Here is a 16292-nt window from a genome sequence, read left to right as displayed (position 1 = left end):
GCACCTCCCGGCCGAAGGCTGGGGGAGAACTGCGCGAAACCGGAAGGCCCCAGTGCCGAACTGTTCACGGGGCAGCAGGTTGCACCTTTGCCGCCGTTGCCGAGCAGTGGGTGGTCGCCTTCCGAGTTCGCGCAGTTCCCCGCGCCCCTACTGGGCCGGCCCGGTGCACAAGGTCAGCCCTGATCGAAGGACACGGGGCCCGGCTCGACGGGTTCACTCGTACGGCGTCGTGGCCCGGTCAGCAGACGGTTGCTGTGGACCGGGACGAGGCCGAGACCCCAACCACCGGCGGCCAGCAGGCCGAGTGCCGCTCCGCCCGTGCGGAGACTGCTGCCGAGCAGCAGCCACCAGCAGAGCGCGCACAGCAGACCGGCAAGGACGCGCCGCCATCTCGGGCACGACAACCACTGACTCCGCACACCGGCCTCCTTCTCTCGTCCCCGCAGCACGGGGAGGCGAGGTCCGGTCAGGCCGCTACCACGTCCACGGCGGCGGCCTTGGGCGAGATGGAACTCATCCGGTCACCGGGAGCCGGCAGCGGTACCGGTTCGAGCACCGGCCTCAGCAGCTCACCCTCCGAGAGGGTGGCCATCGCCGCAAGTTCGGCGAGCGACAGCTCGTCGCTGACCTCGCGCATGACCTCGGACATCCGGACATCGAGTGCGTCGCAGATGGCGGAGAGCAGCTCGGAGGACGCCTCCTTCTGCCCCCGCTCGACCTCGGAGAGGTAACCGAGCGAAACCCTGGCGGCCGCCGACACCTCGCGGAGTGTGCGGCCCTGGCGCTGGCGCTGCCGACGCAGTACATCGCCCAGTAGGCGACGGAGCAGGATCATCGGTGCCTCCCTCCTCGGACTGCGGATCGAGATGTCACGCCCCCACCGTACCGCCTTGTCCGCATCGCGTGCGGGGACCATGGTCGTGTTCACTCTGGGCTGCAATGCTGCCCCCTCCCCTGCTTGTTCCCCGCCCGGACCGTCCGCGCGCCCGCCTCAGGCGCGCGACCTGGGCCACGCGACTCGTCAGCTACCTGGTTTCTGCCCAACCAGGCCATCTGGTGTAACACGATCCTCCACCCCGGGCCGCTGCTTCAGCCATTTCCGACAAAGCTCAGCGCGAGTGGTCCTCAACCGCTACACGATCCAGCAGAAGCTCCAGTGCCGCGCTGACGGCGCCGCTGCGGATTGTGTCACGTGTCCCTGACAACTCGGGCGAGGCGACCAGACTTCCCCCCGGACCGGCCACCGCGACGTACACCGTGCCGACCGCCCGCCCGTCCTGGGGCTCCGGGCCGGCCACACCGGTGGTCGCGAGGCCGTAGGTGGCCCCGAGCAGCCTCCGCACGCCCTCGGCCATCTGGCGGGCCACCACGGGGTGCACGGGGCCGTGGACGGCCAGCAGGCCCTCGTCCACGCCGAGCACGGAGGACTTCACCTCGGTGGCGTACGCCGTGACCGAGCCGCGGAAGGTCGCCGAGGCACCCGGGACGTCGACCAGTGTGGCGGCCAGCAGACCGCCCGTGAGGGACTCCGCGACGGCCAGCGTGGCACCGCGCTCGCGCAGTGCCTGGTGCGCCTTCTCCGCCGCTCCGTGCTCGTTCACGAGACCTCCCCCTCCGTGCTCGTTCACGAGAACTCCCCCTCCTCGTTCACCGGGCCGCCCGCTCCTTCGCCATGCCCTCGCGGCGCAGCCTGATGGCCTGGTTCACGTAGTCCAGACCGGTACCGACGGTCAGCACGACGGCGAGGCCCATCAGCACGGCCCGGCCCGTGGCAAGCCAGCCGGTGAGCACGAGCACGTACATGCCGACCGCGATGCCCTGGGTGAGGGTCTTCAGCTTGCCGCCCCGGCTGGCCGGGATGACGCCGTAGCGGATCACCCAGAAGCGCAGCACGGTGATGCCCAGCTCGCGGGCCAGGATCACCGCGGTGACCCACCAGGGCAGGTCGCCGAGGACGGAGAGGCCGATCAGCGCCGCACCCATGATCGCCTTGTCGGCGATCGGGTCCGCGATCTTGCCGAAGTCGGTGACCAGGCCCTTGCGCCGGGCGATCTCGCCGTCGAAGAGGTCGGTGATCATCGCGATGGCGAACGCGGCCCAGGCCACCGAGCGCCACTTCGGGTTGTGGCCGCCGTCGGCGAAGAGCAGCAGCACGAACACCGGCACCAGCAGCAGCCGGACCATGGTCAGCACATTGGCGATGTTCCAGATCCCGGCCTGCGGGGGCGGCGCGGCCCCTGGGCGGCCGGGGCGGGCCGCCGCCGGGGCACCGGGCCCCTTGGTCATTCGCCGGCTCCAAGGGCTCCGGAGAGGGCCTCGGCGACGAGGTCGACGCCCTCGGTACCCACCACGCGGGCGCGGTAGAACTCGCCGACCTTGGCGTCGTCCGCGCCGAGCAGGGTGGTCAGGCCGTCCGTCTCCGGGGCCTGGTGGGCGGCCCGGCCCTCGACCACACCGTCCTCCACCGACTCGACCAGCACCTCGACCTCGCTGCCGATCCGCTGCTCCGCTCGCTGGGCGGTCAGCTCCTCGGCGAGCCGGGAGAGCTTGGCGAGCCGGTCGGCGACCACGTCCTCGGGCAGCTTGCCGTCGTAGGTGGCGGCCTCGGTGCCGTCCTCGTCCGAGTAGCCGAACACACCGATCGCGTCCAGGCCGGCCTCGGTGATGAACCGTTCCAGCTCGGCGAAGTCCTCCTCGGTCTCGCCGGGGAAGCCCACGATGAAGTTGGAGCGGGCGCCGGCCTCCGGAGCCTTGCCGCGGATGGTGCCCAGCAGCTCCAGGAACTGCTCGGTGTTGCCGAAGCGGCGCATCCGGCGCAGCACGGCCGGGGCCGAGTGCTGGAACGAGAGATCGAAGTACGGGACGACGCCAGGCGTACCGGTCATCACGTCGATCAGGCCGGGCCGCATCTCGGCGGGCTGCAGGTAGCTGACCCGGACGCGCTTGATGCCCTCGACGGCGGCGATCTCGCTCAGCAGCGTCTCGAGCAGGCGGATGTCGCCGAGGTCCTTGCCGTACGAGGTGTTGTTCTCACTGACCAGCACGACCTCGCTGACGCCCTGCTCGGCCAGCCACTGGGCCTCGTGGAGCACGTCGGAGGGGCGGCGGGAGATGAACGAGCCGCGGAAGGCGGGGATCGCGCAGAACGAACATCGGCGGTCGCAGCCGGAGGCCAGCTTGATCGAGGCCACCGGGTTGTCGTCCAGCCGCTTGCGCAGCGTGCGCGGGCCGGACGCAGGGGCCACACCCTCGGGCAGGTCCTCGGGGGCGCCGTGGCCGGGCAGGGCGACCTCGGCGGCTGCCGCCTGGCGCTCGACCGGGGTCAGCGGGAGCAGCTTGCGGCGGTCGCGGGGGAGGTGCGAGGCGTGGTGGCCGCCGGAGAGGATGGTCTGCAGGCGGTCGGTGATGTTGGCGTAGTCGTCGAAGCCGAGCACCGCGTCGGCCTCGGGCAGGGCGTCCTGGAGCTCCTTGCCGTACCGCTCGGCCATGCAGCCGACGGCGACGACGGCCTGGGTGCGGCCGTGCCCCTTGAGGTCGTTGGCCTCCAGCAGGGCGTCGACGGAGTCCTTCTTGGCGGCTTCGACGAACCCGCAGGTGTTGACCACGGCGACATCGGCGTCGGCGGCGTCGTCGACCAGCAGCCAGCCATCGGCCTCCAGTCGCCCGGCGAGTTCCTCGGAGTCCACCTCGTTGCGGGCGCATCCGAGCGTGACAAGGGCGACTGTACGGCGTTCAGGCATAGCGCCAAGATTAACGCGCGGCCCCCGGTGCCGTGGGCCCCGGAGGCCGCGAGCCTCGGTTTGCAAGATCCTCTTCGCCCGGTTCGGCCCGGGTTCAGCCTGCCTGGGGGTCGCCGGGGGTGTACGTGAGGTGCACCACCTGGCCGTCCTCGCCCGCCGGGCCCAGGTCCTTGCCGTTGACGTAGACGTGCACGGCGCCCGCGTTGCCGATCACCAGCTTGATCTGCTTGGGGTCCGTGAAGGTCTGGTCGGAGCCCTCTTCGAGGTTGTTCTGGAAGAGCGACTTGCCCTTGCCGTCCACCGCCGAGACCCAGCTGGTGTCCTTCTCCGCGACCAGCTTCACGGTGACCTTGTCCGCCGGGGCGGCCGCGACCGCGGCGACACTCGGCGCCGGAGCCGGCGGCTGGACGGACGGGGTGGCCGGGGCCGAGTTGCTGGGCAGCGGTGCGCTGGCCGTGCCGGCCGTCGAGTGGCTCGGCTTGCCGTTGAACAGGTTGAAGCCGATCAGGGCGACCACCGCGACGATGGCGGCGACCATCGCGGTCGTCCAGTTGGGGCGGCGGTGGTCGTTGATCTTGATCTGGCCGGTGTCGAGCAGCTGGGTGGGCCGCTTGGTGGCCGGGGCGCCGCCGTGCGCGGCGTCGTACTGGGCGACAAGGGCGTCGCCGTCCACGCCGACCGCCCTGGCGAGCGCGCGGATGTGACCCCGGGCGTAGAAGTCGCCGCCGCAGCGGGCGAAGTCGTCCTCCTCGATGGCGTGCACTATCGGCACCCGGACCCGGGTGCTGGCACTCACCTGATCGACCGTCAGCCCGGCCTCCAGGCGGGCCGCGGCGAGCACCCGGCCGATGCTCACCGCGTCGGCGGCGGGATCGCCGGGCTCCGCAGGGCCGAGCTGCCCCGGTACGGCGCCGGAGCCGCGGCCGGAGGACCGGCGGTTGTCGCGGTGGGGGGACTTGCCGATGGTCACTGGGCGCGCCTTTCGAGCGTTGGCCACCTGCTGAGAAGACAGTCTAGGGGCGGGGTCGGGACCTTTCTCAAGCGGAGCAGGCCCGAACGTGCGCAGCTGGGCCGATACGGCCTGACACGAGGTCAGCCGGCTCGGTGCACAGAGCTCCCCGCCCTGAGTGGACGCGCGAGCACCTCAACCGGTTCCCCGCCCGCCACCTTCCTCCGAACGAGTGAGACCCGCAACCGGTCACCCTCGGATGTCGAGGATGACCCCGTCCAACTCCTCCGGGGTGACCAGGACGTCGCGGGCCTTGGAGCCCTCGCTCGGGCCGACGATCCCCCGAGACTCCATCAGGTCCATCAGACGGCCGGCCTTGGCGAAGCCGACCCGCAGCTTGCGCTGGAGCATCGAGGTCGAACCGAACTGGGTGGAGACCACCAGCTCGGCCGCCTGGATCAGCAGGTCGAGGTCGTCCCCGATCTCCTCGTCGATCTCCTTCCTGGGCCCGCCGCCGACCGTCACGTCGTCGCGGTAGACCGCCGTCAGCTGATCCTTGCAGTGCTGGACCACCCTGGCGATCTCGGCCTCGGTGACGAAGGCGCCCTGCATCCGGACGGGCTTGCTGGCACCCATCGGCAGGAAGAGCGCGTCGCCCTTGCCGATCAGCTTCTCCGCGCCGGGCTGGTCCAGGATGACCCGGGAGTCGGCCATCGCCGAGGTGGCGAAGGCCAGCCGGGAGGGGACGTTCGCCTTGATCAGACCGGTGACCACGTCCACCGAGGGCCGCTGGGTGGCCAGCACCAGGTGGATGCCGGCCGCGCGGGCCAGCTGGGTGATCCGGACCACCGAGTCCTCGACGTCGCGCGGAGCGACCATCATCAGGTCGGCCAGCTCGTCGACGATGACCAGCAGGTACGGATACGGCGTCAGCTCGCGCTCACTGCCGAGCGGCGGGGTGACCTTGCCGGCCTTCACCGCCGCGTTGAAGTCGTCCACGTGCCGGAAGCCGTACGCCGCGAGGTCGTCGTAGCGCAGGTCCATCTCGCGGACCACCCACTGGAGGGCCTCGGCGGCCTTCTTGGGGTTGGTGATGATCGGCGTGATCAGGTGCGGGATGCCCTCGTACGCCGTCAGCTCGACGCGCTTGGGGTCGACCAGCACCATCCGCACCTCGTCGGGGGTGGCCCGGGCCAGCACGGAGGTGATCAGGCAGTTGATGCAGGAGGACTTGCCGGCTCCGGTGGCACCCGCGACCAGGATGTGCGGCATCTTGGCGAGGTTGGCCATCACGGTGTGGCCCTCGACGTCCTTGCCCATGCCGACCAGCATCGGGTGGTCGTCCTCGGCGGCGCTGCGCGAGCGCAGCAGGTCGCCGAGGTTGACCATCTCGCGGTCCCGGTTGGGGATCTCGACGCCGACCGCGGACTTGCCCGGGATCGGGCTGATGATCCGGACGTCCGGGCTGGCCACCGCGTAGGCGATGTTCTTCGCCAGCGCGGTGATCCGCTCGACCTTGACGGCGGGGCCCAGCTCGACCTCGTAGCGGGTGACCGTCGGGCCGCGGGTGAAGCCGGTGACCCTGGCGTCGACCTTGAACTCCGAGAAGACGAGGGTGAGCTGGGCGACCACGTCGTCGTTGAGCTTGCTGCGGGTCTTGCCGGGGGCGCCGCGCTCCAGCAGGTCGAGGGAGGGCAGGGCATAGGTGATGTCGCCGGAGAGCTGGAGCTGCTCCATCCGGGCGGGCGCCTGGCCGTGGTCGTCCGGCGCACCCGCCGTACGGGCGGCCGGGACGGCGGGCTCCTCCGGCGGGGCCGTACGGTCCTGGACCTGGTGCATCATGCTCGCCACGGCCGGGGAGGCGGGCACCCCGTAGAGCAGGGCGCCGTCCAGGTCGGCGGCGACCCCGGCGGCGAGGTCCCTGGTCTCGTAGGGGTCCTTGACGAACATGTCGGGGACGGCCGACTCCAGCTCGGGCTCGTCCAGCTGCTTGCGCCGACGGCGGCGCCGTCGGGCGCCCACCTCGTCCTCGGGGCTGCCCTCCACGATGAAGGGCAGCGCGGACGGGTCGGCGTCCTCGGGCGGGTCGGTGGAGAACTCGCGGGCCGGGGTCTGCATCTCGCCCGCGTAGGCGGGCTCGACGACGCCGAGCTTCTCGCCGAGCCCGCGCAGCCGCTCGGGGATGCGGTTGACGGGGGTGGCGGTGACCACCAGCAGGCCGAAGAAGGCGACCAGCAGCAGCAGCGGCACCGCGAGCGGCGGCCCTGCGGCGGCCATCATCGGCGTGGAGGCGGCCCAGCCGACGATGCCGCCGGCCTGCCGTATCCGGGTCGCCCCGCTGGACATCACGGGTGCGCCGCAGCCGATGTGCACCAGGCCGAGCACGCCGACCACCAGTGCGGTCAGGCCGATGGCGATCCGGCCGTTGGCCTCCGGCACCTCCGGGTGACGCATCAGGCGGACGGCGATGGCGCCGAGCAGCAGCGGGACGAGAACGTCGAGCCGGCCGAAGAGGCCGGACACGACGTTGGTGGCCGCCTCACCGAGCCAGCCCTGCGGGCCGAACCACGTCCCGACGGCGGTGACCAGGGCGAGAGCGAGCAGCAGCAGCGCCACGCCGTCCTTGCGGTGGGCCGGGTGCAGGTTCTTCGCGCCGTCCCCGAAACCGCGGAAGACCGCGCCGACACTGTGCGCGATACCGAGCCAGACGGCCAGCACGGCACGGAAGAGTATCGGCCGCGGCGAGGGTGGCGGCGGGGCCGCCGGGGGCTTCGCGGCGGCCTTCTTCGCGGGTGCCCTCTTGGCAGGTGCCTTGGTGGCAGTGGCCTTCTTGGCGGCGGCCGGGGCCTTTTTGGCCGGCCCGGGCTTCGGGTTGCGATGAGAGCTTCCGGGCGAACGTGTGGCCATGGGTCAGCAGCCTACCGGCGGCCGTCCTCGCCGGACATGTGAGCGAGGTCAATCCCGCGCGCGTGTCGCCGATACTCCGTCAAGCTGAATCCGTGCCACTCGCCCGGAGGAACCGGGGGCGCGCCTGGCTCAGCCCGAGCCGGGGCGGAGCGCGTCGAGCGCCCGGCGCAGGCCGGTCAGTTTGCGCTCCAGGTGCGCGGCGGTGGCCGCCGCGCCCGTCTCCGTCGAGCCGTCCAGCTGCTTGCTGAGGGCCTCGGCCTGCTCCTCGATCGCTGCCAGCCTCGCGGAGAGCTCGCCGAGCAGGGCACCGCCCAGGACCGGCGTCTCCCCCGCCTCCAGCTGCAGTCGCAGCAGTGCCGCCTGCTCCTTGAGCTGGCAGTTCTTCATGTAGAGGTCGACGAAGACGGAGACCTTGGCGCGCAGCACCCACGGGTCGAAGGGCTTGGAGATGTAGTCGACCGCACCGGCCGCGTAGCCGCGGAAGGTGTGGTGCGGGCCGTGGTTGATCGCGGTCAGGAAGATGATCGGGATGTCCCGGGTGCGCTCCCTGCGCTTGATGTGCGAGGCCGTCTCGAAGCCGTCCATGCCCGGCATCTGGACGTCGAGCAGGATCACCGCGAAGTCGTCGGTGAGCAGCGCCTTGAGCGCCTCTTCGCCCGACGAGGCACGGACGAGAGTCTGGTCCAGCGCGGAGAGGATCGCCTCCAACGCCAGCAGGTTCTCCGGCCGGTCGTCCACCAGGAGGATCTTCGCCTTCTGCACCAGGACCCGCCCTCCTACCGGTTGTTTTCCGAGGGAAGGCACCCGCGTGCCGCCCACCACTGCCCCGGTCATGCTAGCCGCACCCCCTCGCCCGCCACATCGCTCTGCGCGATAAGGCCTCGAGACACTGACGAACCGCACACCGGACAGCGGCCACCCGAGCGCCACGTCACCGTTCGGTCACTGTTCGCAACGATGGGTGACCCTACCGGGTTCCCGGCTCGACTCGCCAGTACGGTCCGTTTCTCGGTCGGCGGTTACCGGCCGGGCAGCCACTGGCGCATGACCGCCAGCAGATGGTCGGTCTCGACCGGCTTGGTGACGTGGTCGGTCGCGCCCGCCTCCAGGCTCTTCTCCTTGTCGCCCTTCATCGCCTTGGCGGTCAGCGCGATGATCGGCAGCCCCGCGAACTGCGGCATCCGGCGGATCGCCTCGGTGGTCGCGTAGCCGTCCATCTCCGGCATCATGATGTCCATCAGCACCAGCGCGACGTCCTCGTGCTGTTCGAGCACCTCGATGCCCTCCCGGCCGTTCTCCGCGTACAGCACGGTCAGGCCGTACTGCTCCAGCACGCTGGTGAGCGCGAAGACGTTCCGGATGTCGTCGTCCACGATCAGCACCTGCTCGCCGTCGAAGCGGCCGTGGAACTGAGCGGGGGTGGCCGGCCTGGCGGCGGGCTCGGCGGCCTGGCGGGGGATCGGCTCCTCCTCGGCGGCGGCCCGCCGCCGCTCGGCCGCACCCCTGCGGCGCTCCTCGGCGAGCTCGCGGACCTCCTGCGCCCAGTGCTCCGCGGGGTTCTCACCCACCGGTACGGGCGTTCCGGCCGGGGTCACCGCGACGGCGGCCCGGACCGCAGGACCGGCCGGACGGTCCTGGACGAGGGCGCCCGGCGCATCGCTGCGCAGCGGCAGGTAGAGCGTGAAGGTCGAGCCGCGGCCCAGCTCGCTCTCGGCATGGATCTCGCCGCCGAGCAGCCGCGCGATCTCCCGGCTGATCGAGAGCCCGAGACCCGTTCCGCCGTACTTGCGGCTGGTGCCGCCGTCGGCCTGCTTGAACGCCTCGAAGATCTCGCGCAGCTTGTTGTCGGGGATGCCGATCCCGGTGTCGGAGACCGAGAAGGCGATCAGCGGCTCGTCCGGGTCGGTGATGGCGTTGTTCTCCAGCAGCTGCTCGCGCACGTGCTGCGGGACGCCGCTGTCGGCCGACCGGATCCGGAGCTCGACCGCGCCGGAGTCGGTGAACTTGACCGCGTTGGAGAGCAGGTTCCGCAGCACCTGCTGCAGGCGCTGTTCGTCGGTGTGCAGGGTGACCGGGAGGTCGGGCGAGACCACCACGGCGAAGTCCAGGCTCTTGTCCACCGTGAGCGGGCGGAACGCCGCCTCGACGTAGTCGACCAGCTGGACCAGCGCGATCTTCGCCGGGCGGACGTCCATCTTGCCCGCCTCGACCTTGGAGAGGTCGAGGATGTCGTTGATCAGCTGGAGCAGGTCGGAGCCCGCGCCGTGGATCGTCTCGGCGAACTCGACCTGCTTGGGCGAGAGGTTGCCCTCGTTGTTGTCGGAGAGCAGCTTGGCCAGGATCAGCAGCGAGTTCAGCGGGGTGCGCAGCTCGTGCGACATGTTGGCGAGGAACTCGCTCTTGTAGCGCGAGGCGAGCGCGAGCTGCTCGGCGCGCTCCTCCAGGACCTGGCGCGCCTCCTCGATCTCGCTGTTCTTGATCTCGATGTCGCGGTTCTGCTGGGCGAGTTGCTCGGCCTTCTCCTGCAACTCCTCGTTGGTGCGCTCCAGCTCCTCCTGGCGGGCCTCCAACTCGGCGGACCGCATCGAGAGTTCGGCGGTGAGCCGCTGGGACTCCAGCAGCAGGCCCTCGGTCTTGGTGTTGACGCTGATGGTGTTGACAGTGACGCCGATCAGGTCGGCGATCTGGTTGAGGAAGTCCAGCGCGACGGTGGTGAAGGAGCTGAAGGTGGCCAACTCGATCACGCCGAGCAGCCGGCCCTCGAAGAGCACCGGGAGGACGACCACATGGGCCGGGGAGGCCTCGCCGAGGCCCGAGGCGATCTTGAGGTAGCCGGGCGGGGTCTCCTTGAGGATGATCGAGCGCTTCTCCACCGCCGCCTGGCCGACCAGACCCTCGCCAGGCCGGAAGGTGGTCGGCATCGCACGCCGCTGGTAGCCGTAGCTGCCGATCAGGCGCAGCACGGTGTCGTTCTCGTCGTCGTCCTCGGTGACCAGCTCGGCGGTCCGGCCGGCCGGCTGCGCGAGGAAGAAGGCGCCGTGCTGGGCGGAGACCACCGGGGTGAGCTCCGTCATGATCAGCGCGGCGACCGCCTCCAGGTCCCGGCGGCCCTGCAGCAGGCCGGAGATCCGGGCCAGGTTGGTCTTGAGCCAGTCCTGCTCCTGGTTGGTACGGGTGGTCTCGCGCAGGTTGGCGATCATCTGGTTGATGTTGTCCTTGAGCTCGTCGAGCTCTCCGGACGCGTCCACGTCGATCCGCAGACTCAGGTCGCCGCGGGTCACGGCCGTGGCGACCTGGGCGATGGCGCGGACCTGGCGGGTCAGGTTGTTGGCGAGCTCGTTCACCGACTCGGTGAGGTCCTGCCAGGTGCCGTCCACGCCGGGGACGCGGGCCTGGCCGCCCAGGCGGCCGTCGGTGCCCACCTCACGGGCGACACGGGTGACCTCGTCCGCGAAGGCCGACAGCTGGTCGACCATCGTGTTGATGCTGGTCTTGAGCTCCAGGATCTCGCCGCGGGCGTCCACGTCGATCTTCTGCGAGAGGTCGCCGCGGGCGACGGCGGTGATGACCAGGGCGATGTTGCGGACCTGCCCGGTCAGGTTGTTGGCCATCTGGTTGACGTTGTCGGTCAGGTCCTTCCAGATACCGGCCACGCCCGGTACACCGGCCTGGCCGCCCAGGATGCCGTCGGTGCCCACCTCGCGGGCGACGCGGGTCACCTCGACGGCGAAGGCCGACAGCTGGTCGACCATGGTGTTCAGGGTGCCCGCCAGGGCGGCGACCTCACCCTGCGCCTCGATGGTGATCTTCTTCGACAGGTCGCCTCGGGCCACCGCCGTGGCGACCTCGGCGATGTTGCGGACCTGGCTGGTCAGGTTGGACGCCATGAAGTTGACGTTGTCGGTCAGGTCCCGCCAGATTCCGGAGACCCCGCTCACCCGGGCCTGACCGCCCAGGATGCCCTCGGTACCGACCTCGCGGGCGACGCGGGTCACCTCGTCCGCGAAGGCCGACAGCTGGTCGACCATGGTGTTGACGGTCATCACCAGCTCGCGGATCTCGCCGCGGGCGTCGACGGTGATCTTCTTGGAGACGTCGCCGCGGGCGACCGCCGTGGTCACCTCGGCGATGTTCCGGACCTGGCTGGTCAGGTTGTTGGCCATCAGGTTGACGCTGTTGGTCAGGTCCTTCCAGGTGCCCGAGACTCCCGGCACGCTCGCCTGGCCGCCCAGGATGCCCTCGGTACCCACGTCACGGGCGACCCTGGTGACCTCGTCGGCGAAGGCGCCGAGCTGGTCGACCATGGTGTTGATGGTGTTCTTCAGCTCCAGGATCTCGCCGCGCGCATCGACCTGGATCTTCTGCGACAGGTCGCCCTTGGCCACCGCGGTGGTCACCTGGGCGATGTTGCGGACCTGACTGGTCAGGTTGTTGGCCATCGAGTTGACGTTCTCGGTGAGGTCCTTCCAGACCCCGGCCACGCCCGGCACCTGCGCCTGGCCGCCCAGGATGCCCTCGGTACCGACCGCGCGGGCCACTCTCGTCACCTGCTCGGCGAAGCCGGACAACTGGTCGACCATGGTGTTGATGGTGTTCTTCAGCTCCAGGATCTCGCCCCGGGCGTCGACCTCGATCTTCTGCGACAGGTCGCCCTTGGCCACCGCCGTGGTCACCTGCGCGATGTTCCGCACCTGGGCCGTGAGGTTGTTGGCCATGAAGTTCACCGAGTCGGTGAGATCCCGCCACACCCCGGCGACGCCCGGCACCTGCGCCTGACCGCCCAGCCGGCCCTCGGTACCCACGTCACGGGCGACCCTGGTGACCTGGGCGGCGAAGGAGTTCAGCTGGTCCACCATCGTGTTGACGGTGTTCTTCAGCTCCAGCATCTCGCCGGCCACGTCCACCGTGACCTTGTGCGAAAGGTCACCCTTGGCCACCGCCGTGGTCACCTCGGCGATGTTGCGCACCTGGGCGGTCAGGCGGCCGGCCATGGTGTTGACCGAGTCCGCCAGGTCCTTCCAGCTGCCGGTCGCGCCGCGTACCCGGGCCTGGCCGCCGAGCTTGCCCTCGGTGCCCACCTCGATGGCGACCCGGGTCACCTCGTCCGTGAACTCCGAGAGCTGGTCGACCAGCCCGTTCACCGTCCGGCCCACCTTGAGGTACTCGCCGCGCAGCGGGTGGCTGACCCCGTTGGTGTGAACCGAGCGCAGCTCCATCCGCTGGTCCAGGTCGCCCTCGGCGATCGAGCTGAGCACCCGGCCCACCTCGGCCATCGGGCGGGCCAGGTCGTCGATCAGCGCGTTGCAGTTGTCGACGGCCGCCATCCAGGCGCCCTCGCCGACCCCCGTCTCCAGCCGCTCGGAGAGCCGCCCCTCCCGGCCCACCGCCCGGCGGACCCGGGCCAGCTCACCCGTGAGGTGCTGGTTACGCTCGGCGACCTCGTTGAAGACCGCCGCGATCTCGGCCAGCGGTCCGTCCCCCGGCACGGTCAGCCGCCGCCGGAAGTTCCCGTCGCGCATCGCGGTCAGCGCGCCCAGCAACTTCCGCAGATCGGCCGGCTCGGCGCCGCGGTTGTGGTTCGGGCGCCGCCCGGAGGTGCCGCGCGACTGCGCCGCCACCCGGCCGCCGCGCGCGGTCGCCGGAGTCGTGCCGGGTACTTCTTTGGTGGCCGAACTCAACGGGGCCCTCCCACATCGTGACTGTCCAGTACCGCCCGGGAGCGGGCACCGGCTCACTCCCGAGCACCGCTGCGGTGCTGCGGGCAGCCACCGGCGCCGCATCGACCGTACTGTGTCGGCCGGGTGCTGCGGACCCCCCAGTCTGGCAGTACTGGCGCCGCGTGTACGTCCGGTTGCACAGGGTTGGTGACGGCCCGGCACAAAACGGTGGTCAGAATCACCCGCAGGTAGCGGTTTCGACGCCCCGGCCCCACGGGGTACCTAGCGGAAAGTAGGGTGGGACGCTGCATTGGGCCCGTGGGCGCTCGCGATCGGGATCCTGGGCGCTTGCGATGGCCCCTGGGCCCTCGCATCACCCGAACCCGGGCCGAGCAGCCGGGCCGGAGCAGAGTCGTCGACCTGATGGGAGAAGTGGCACGTGGTCACCGCGCGCGCAGCCGCCACCTTCGAACCGGTCGGCCGGTCGGCCGCCGCCGCGCGCGGCTTCGTCCGCGACGCCCTGCTCGGCTGGGGCCTGCCCGAGGTCGTCGACGACGCCGTCGTCCTGGTCAGCGAACTGGTCACCAACGCCGTGGTGCACGCCGGCACCGCCGCCGAGGTCCGCTGCCTGCGCGAGGAGGAGACGGTACGGATCGAGGTGACCGACCGTCACCCCGAACGCGGACTGCCCTCCTTCGCCAACGTCTCCACCGTCTCCTCCGACCGGTACGCCGACCCGGACGGCGAAGGCGGCCGCGGCCTGCTGATGTGCTCCGCGCTCTCCTCGTGCTGGGGCGTCGAGTACACGGCCGGCCGGAAGACCGTCTGGTTCCGGCTCACCCTGCCCGAGCACGTGATCGGCACCCGCTACGCCCTCCCGAGCCTCCCCGGCGGCGAACTCCCCTCCGCGGACGGGCCGGTGCACGTAGCGGTCGTCCAGGTGGACGAGCACGACCGGGTCCAGGCGTGGAACGCCGACGCCGAGGCCCTCTTCCAGTACCCCGCCGAGCAGGTCCACGGCCGGCCCTGGGCCGACCTCGCCGCCTGGCCGCAGTCGGCCGGGATCGGCCTCGGCCTGAGCGAGACCCTGCGCCTGGCCCGCTGGGAAGGCAGCTTCGGCCTGCGCCGCGCCGACGGCCTGGTGGTCGAGGTGTACGGCCTGCAGGTGCGCGTACGCGACACCCACGGCACCCCGTCCACGCTCTGTCTGCTGGTCCGCGAGCCCGACCGGAGCATCCTGCGCTCCCCCGGCACGGCCGCCGAAACCCCCTCGGCCGTCGAACCCCTGGACCTGCTGGTCGGCCCCGTCGCCCCCGACGACCTCGGCGCGCTGCTGCAGCGGATCGTCGAGCGGGCCCGCGACCTGCTCGACGCCGACGCCGCGTACCTGCTGCTCACCACCGACGACGAGACCGAGTTCGAGGTCCGCGCGGCCACCGGCCTGGCCGTCGCCGCGGGTCGCTTCGCCCGGCAGCCGATCGAGTCCGGCGGACGCTTCGACTCCGCCCGGCTGCCCTCCGTCCACGAGGACCTCGCCGTGCGGCCGACCGCCGCGCCCATGCTCACCGGCACCGGCCTGCGCTCGCTGATCACCGTCCCGCTCAAGGTCGAGGGCCGGCTCACCGGTTCGCTGGGCGTCGCGGCCGCGACCCCGGGCCGGTACGACAACGAGGACGCGCTGCGCCTGCAGTTCGCCGCCGACCGGATCGCGCTGGCGCTGGAGAGCGCCCGGCTGACCGAGCTCGAACGCCTCCGCCGCGGCTCGCTCTCCTTCCTGGTCGAGGCCTCCGACCTGCTGGCCGGCACGCTGGAGCACGAGCAGACGCTGGCGCTGATGGCGCAGATGGCCGTGCCCACGCTGGCCTCCTGGTGCGCCGTCTACACCACCGTCGAGCAGGGCACCGGGGCCGGCCTGGCCTTCGTCCTGCACGAGGACGAGGACCGGATCGACCAGCTGCGCGCCCTGCTCGACAAGACCCCGGCCCCGGACTCCGGCCCGGCACCCGGGGCGGCCCCCGGCGCGCGGTTCTGGAAGGCACCCTCCGAGACCGCCCGCGCCTCCGGCCTGACGGACAGTCCGGAGCTCTCCGGGCTGCTCGGCGAGACGGTGGTGCTTCCGCTGGCCGCCCGCAACCGGGTGATCGGGCTGCTGGTGCTCGGCGTCGGCTCGGGCGTGCGGTTCCGCCAGGAGATCCTGGAGCTCGCCGAGGACCTCTCACGCAGAGCCGCCCTCGCACTCGACAACTCCCGGCTCTACTCGGAGCGCACCGCCACCAGCCAGGCCTTCCAACGCGCGCTGCTTCCCCCCGAGTTGCCGAAGATCCCGGGCGTCGAGGTGGAGGTCTTCTACCAGGCCGCCGGCGAGGGCAACGAGGTCGGCGGCGACTTCTACGACATCTTCCCGATCCGCGAGGGAACGTACGGCTTCGCGATCGGCGACGTCTGCGGCACCGGCCCCGAGGCCGCCTCGGTCACCGGCCTGGCCCGCCACTCGCTGCGCCTGCTCGCCCGCGAGGGCCTGGACGCCCCCCAGGTGCTCACCCGGCTCAACGCCGCGATCCTCGACGAGGGCACCCGCAGCCGCTTCCTCACGCTGCTGTACGGGGAGTTGACGCCCCGCCCGGACGGCAGCACGGCGCTCTCTCTGGTCTGCGCGGGCCACCCGCTGCCACTACGGCTGCGCACCGACGGCCGGGTCGACGCGGCCGCCTCGCCCCAGCCGCTGCTCGGGGTGATGGACGATCTGGAGCTGACGGCCGAGGAGTTGGTGCTCCAGCCGGGCGAGGTGCTGCTCTGCGTCACCGACGGCGTCACCGAGCGGCGAGAGGGTCGACGGATGCTCGGCGACGACGGGCTCGCCCAAGTCCTCACCGGCTGTACGGGGTTGACGGCCGGAGCGGTCGCCGCCCGGGTGCAGCGGGCGGTCGAGCGCTTCGCTCCCGAGCCGCCGTCGGACGACATGGCGATCCTCACGCTGCGGGTGCCGGCCCAGCGGGTGGGGTGATCCCGGGCGGGGTGATCCGGGGTGGCTTGACCACC

Annotated in this window: 10 protein-coding genes; 1 reads left to right on the top strand and 9 read right to left on the bottom strand. The window is 71.4% G+C overall.

What is annotated here, in order from left to right; translation table 11 throughout:
* Positions 1 to 173 precede the first annotated feature (173 nt).
* From FB465_RS24465 to FB465_RS24425, 9 genes are all read right to left on the bottom strand, one after another.
* Positions 174 to 404 (bottom strand): hypothetical protein, encoded by a 231-nt coding sequence (locus FB465_RS24465; protein WP_170290439.1) that lies wholly within the window; start codon positions 402 to 404, stop codon positions 174 to 176.
* 62 nt (positions 405 to 466) lie between these two features.
* Positions 467 to 835 carry a helix-turn-helix domain-containing protein gene (locus tag FB465_RS24460; RefSeq protein WP_145793878.1) on the bottom strand — a complete coding sequence of 123 codons (369 nt, stop codon included), beginning with the start codon at positions 833 to 835 and terminating at the stop codon, positions 467 to 469.
* Positions 836 to 1109: 274 nt separating this feature from the next.
* Positions 1110 to 1601: a CinA family protein gene (locus FB465_RS24455; RefSeq protein ID WP_145793876.1), complete on the bottom strand. Its 492-nt coding sequence runs from the start codon at positions 1599 to 1601 to the stop codon at positions 1110 to 1112.
* Between the two features lie 46 nt (positions 1602 to 1647).
* Positions 1648 to 2286, bottom strand: coding sequence for a CDP-diacylglycerol--glycerol-3-phosphate 3-phosphatidyltransferase (pgsA, locus tag FB465_RS24450; protein WP_145793874.1), 639 nt, complete (start codon positions 2284 to 2286; stop codon positions 1648 to 1650).
* The gene (gene rimO, locus FB465_RS24445; RefSeq protein ID WP_145793872.1) at positions 2283 to 3740 is read right to left on the bottom strand and encodes a 30S ribosomal protein S12 methylthiotransferase RimO; all 1458 of its coding nucleotides are present in this window, start codon (positions 3738 to 3740) and stop codon (positions 2283 to 2285) included. Before rimO ends, pgsA begins: the two co-directional genes overlap by 4 nt.
* Positions 3741 to 3834: 94 nt before the next feature.
* Positions 3835 to 4710, bottom strand: a complete 876-nt coding sequence (locus FB465_RS24440) for a helix-turn-helix domain-containing protein (RefSeq protein ID WP_246192813.1) — start codon at positions 4708 to 4710, stop codon at positions 3835 to 3837.
* A gap of 228 nt (positions 4711 to 4938) precedes the next feature.
* Positions 4939 to 7596 carry a DNA translocase FtsK gene (locus tag FB465_RS24435; RefSeq protein WP_145793868.1) on the bottom strand — a complete coding sequence of 886 codons (2658 nt, stop codon included), beginning with the start codon at positions 7594 to 7596 and terminating at the stop codon, positions 4939 to 4941.
* A 129-nt stretch (positions 7597 to 7725) separates the two neighbouring features.
* The gene (locus tag FB465_RS24430) at positions 7726 to 8361 is read right to left on the bottom strand and encodes a response regulator (RefSeq protein ID WP_145797561.1); all 636 of its coding nucleotides are present in this window, start codon (positions 8359 to 8361) and stop codon (positions 7726 to 7728) included.
* Between the two features lie 254 nt (positions 8362 to 8615).
* Entirely contained in the window at positions 8616 to 13115 is a 4500-nt protein-coding gene (locus tag FB465_RS24425) for a HAMP domain-containing protein (protein WP_145797560.1), read from the bottom strand.
* 577 nt (positions 13116 to 13692) lie between these two features.
* Here FB465_RS24425 and FB465_RS24420 point away from each other — a divergent pair.
* Positions 13693 to 16257: a SpoIIE family protein phosphatase gene (locus FB465_RS24420; RefSeq protein ID WP_145793866.1), complete on the top strand. Its 2565-nt coding sequence runs from the start codon at positions 13693 to 13695 to the stop codon at positions 16255 to 16257.
* Positions 16258 to 16292: the final 35 nt, after the last annotated feature.

The sequence above is a fragment of the Kitasatospora atroaurantiaca genome (assembly GCF_007828955.1).
Lineage (GTDB): Bacteria > Actinomycetota > Actinomycetes > Streptomycetales > Streptomycetaceae > Kitasatospora > Kitasatospora atroaurantiaca.
The sequence above is the reverse complement of the archived record's forward strand: the minus strand, read 5'-3'. Positions and strand labels throughout refer to the sequence as shown.

Coding starts and splice junctions, on each gene's coding strand:
- FB465_RS24460 (WP_145793878.1), bottom strand. CDS start 835: ATGATCCTGCTCCGTCGCCTACTGGGCGATGTACTGCGTCGGCAGCGC.
- pgsA (WP_145793874.1), bottom strand. CDS start 2,286: ATGACCAAGGGGCCCGGTGCCCCGGCGGCGGCCCGCCCCGGCCGCCCA.
- rimO (WP_145793872.1), bottom strand. CDS start 3,740: ATGCCTGAACGCCGTACAGTCGCCCTTGTCACGCTCGGATGCGCCCGC.
- FB465_RS24435 (WP_145793868.1), bottom strand. CDS start 7,596: ATGGCCACACGTTCGCCCGGAAGCTCTCATCGCAACCCGAAGCCCGGG.
- FB465_RS24425 (WP_145797560.1), bottom strand. CDS start 13,115: ATGCGCGACGGGAACTTCCGGCGGCGGCTGACCGTGCCGGGGGACGGA.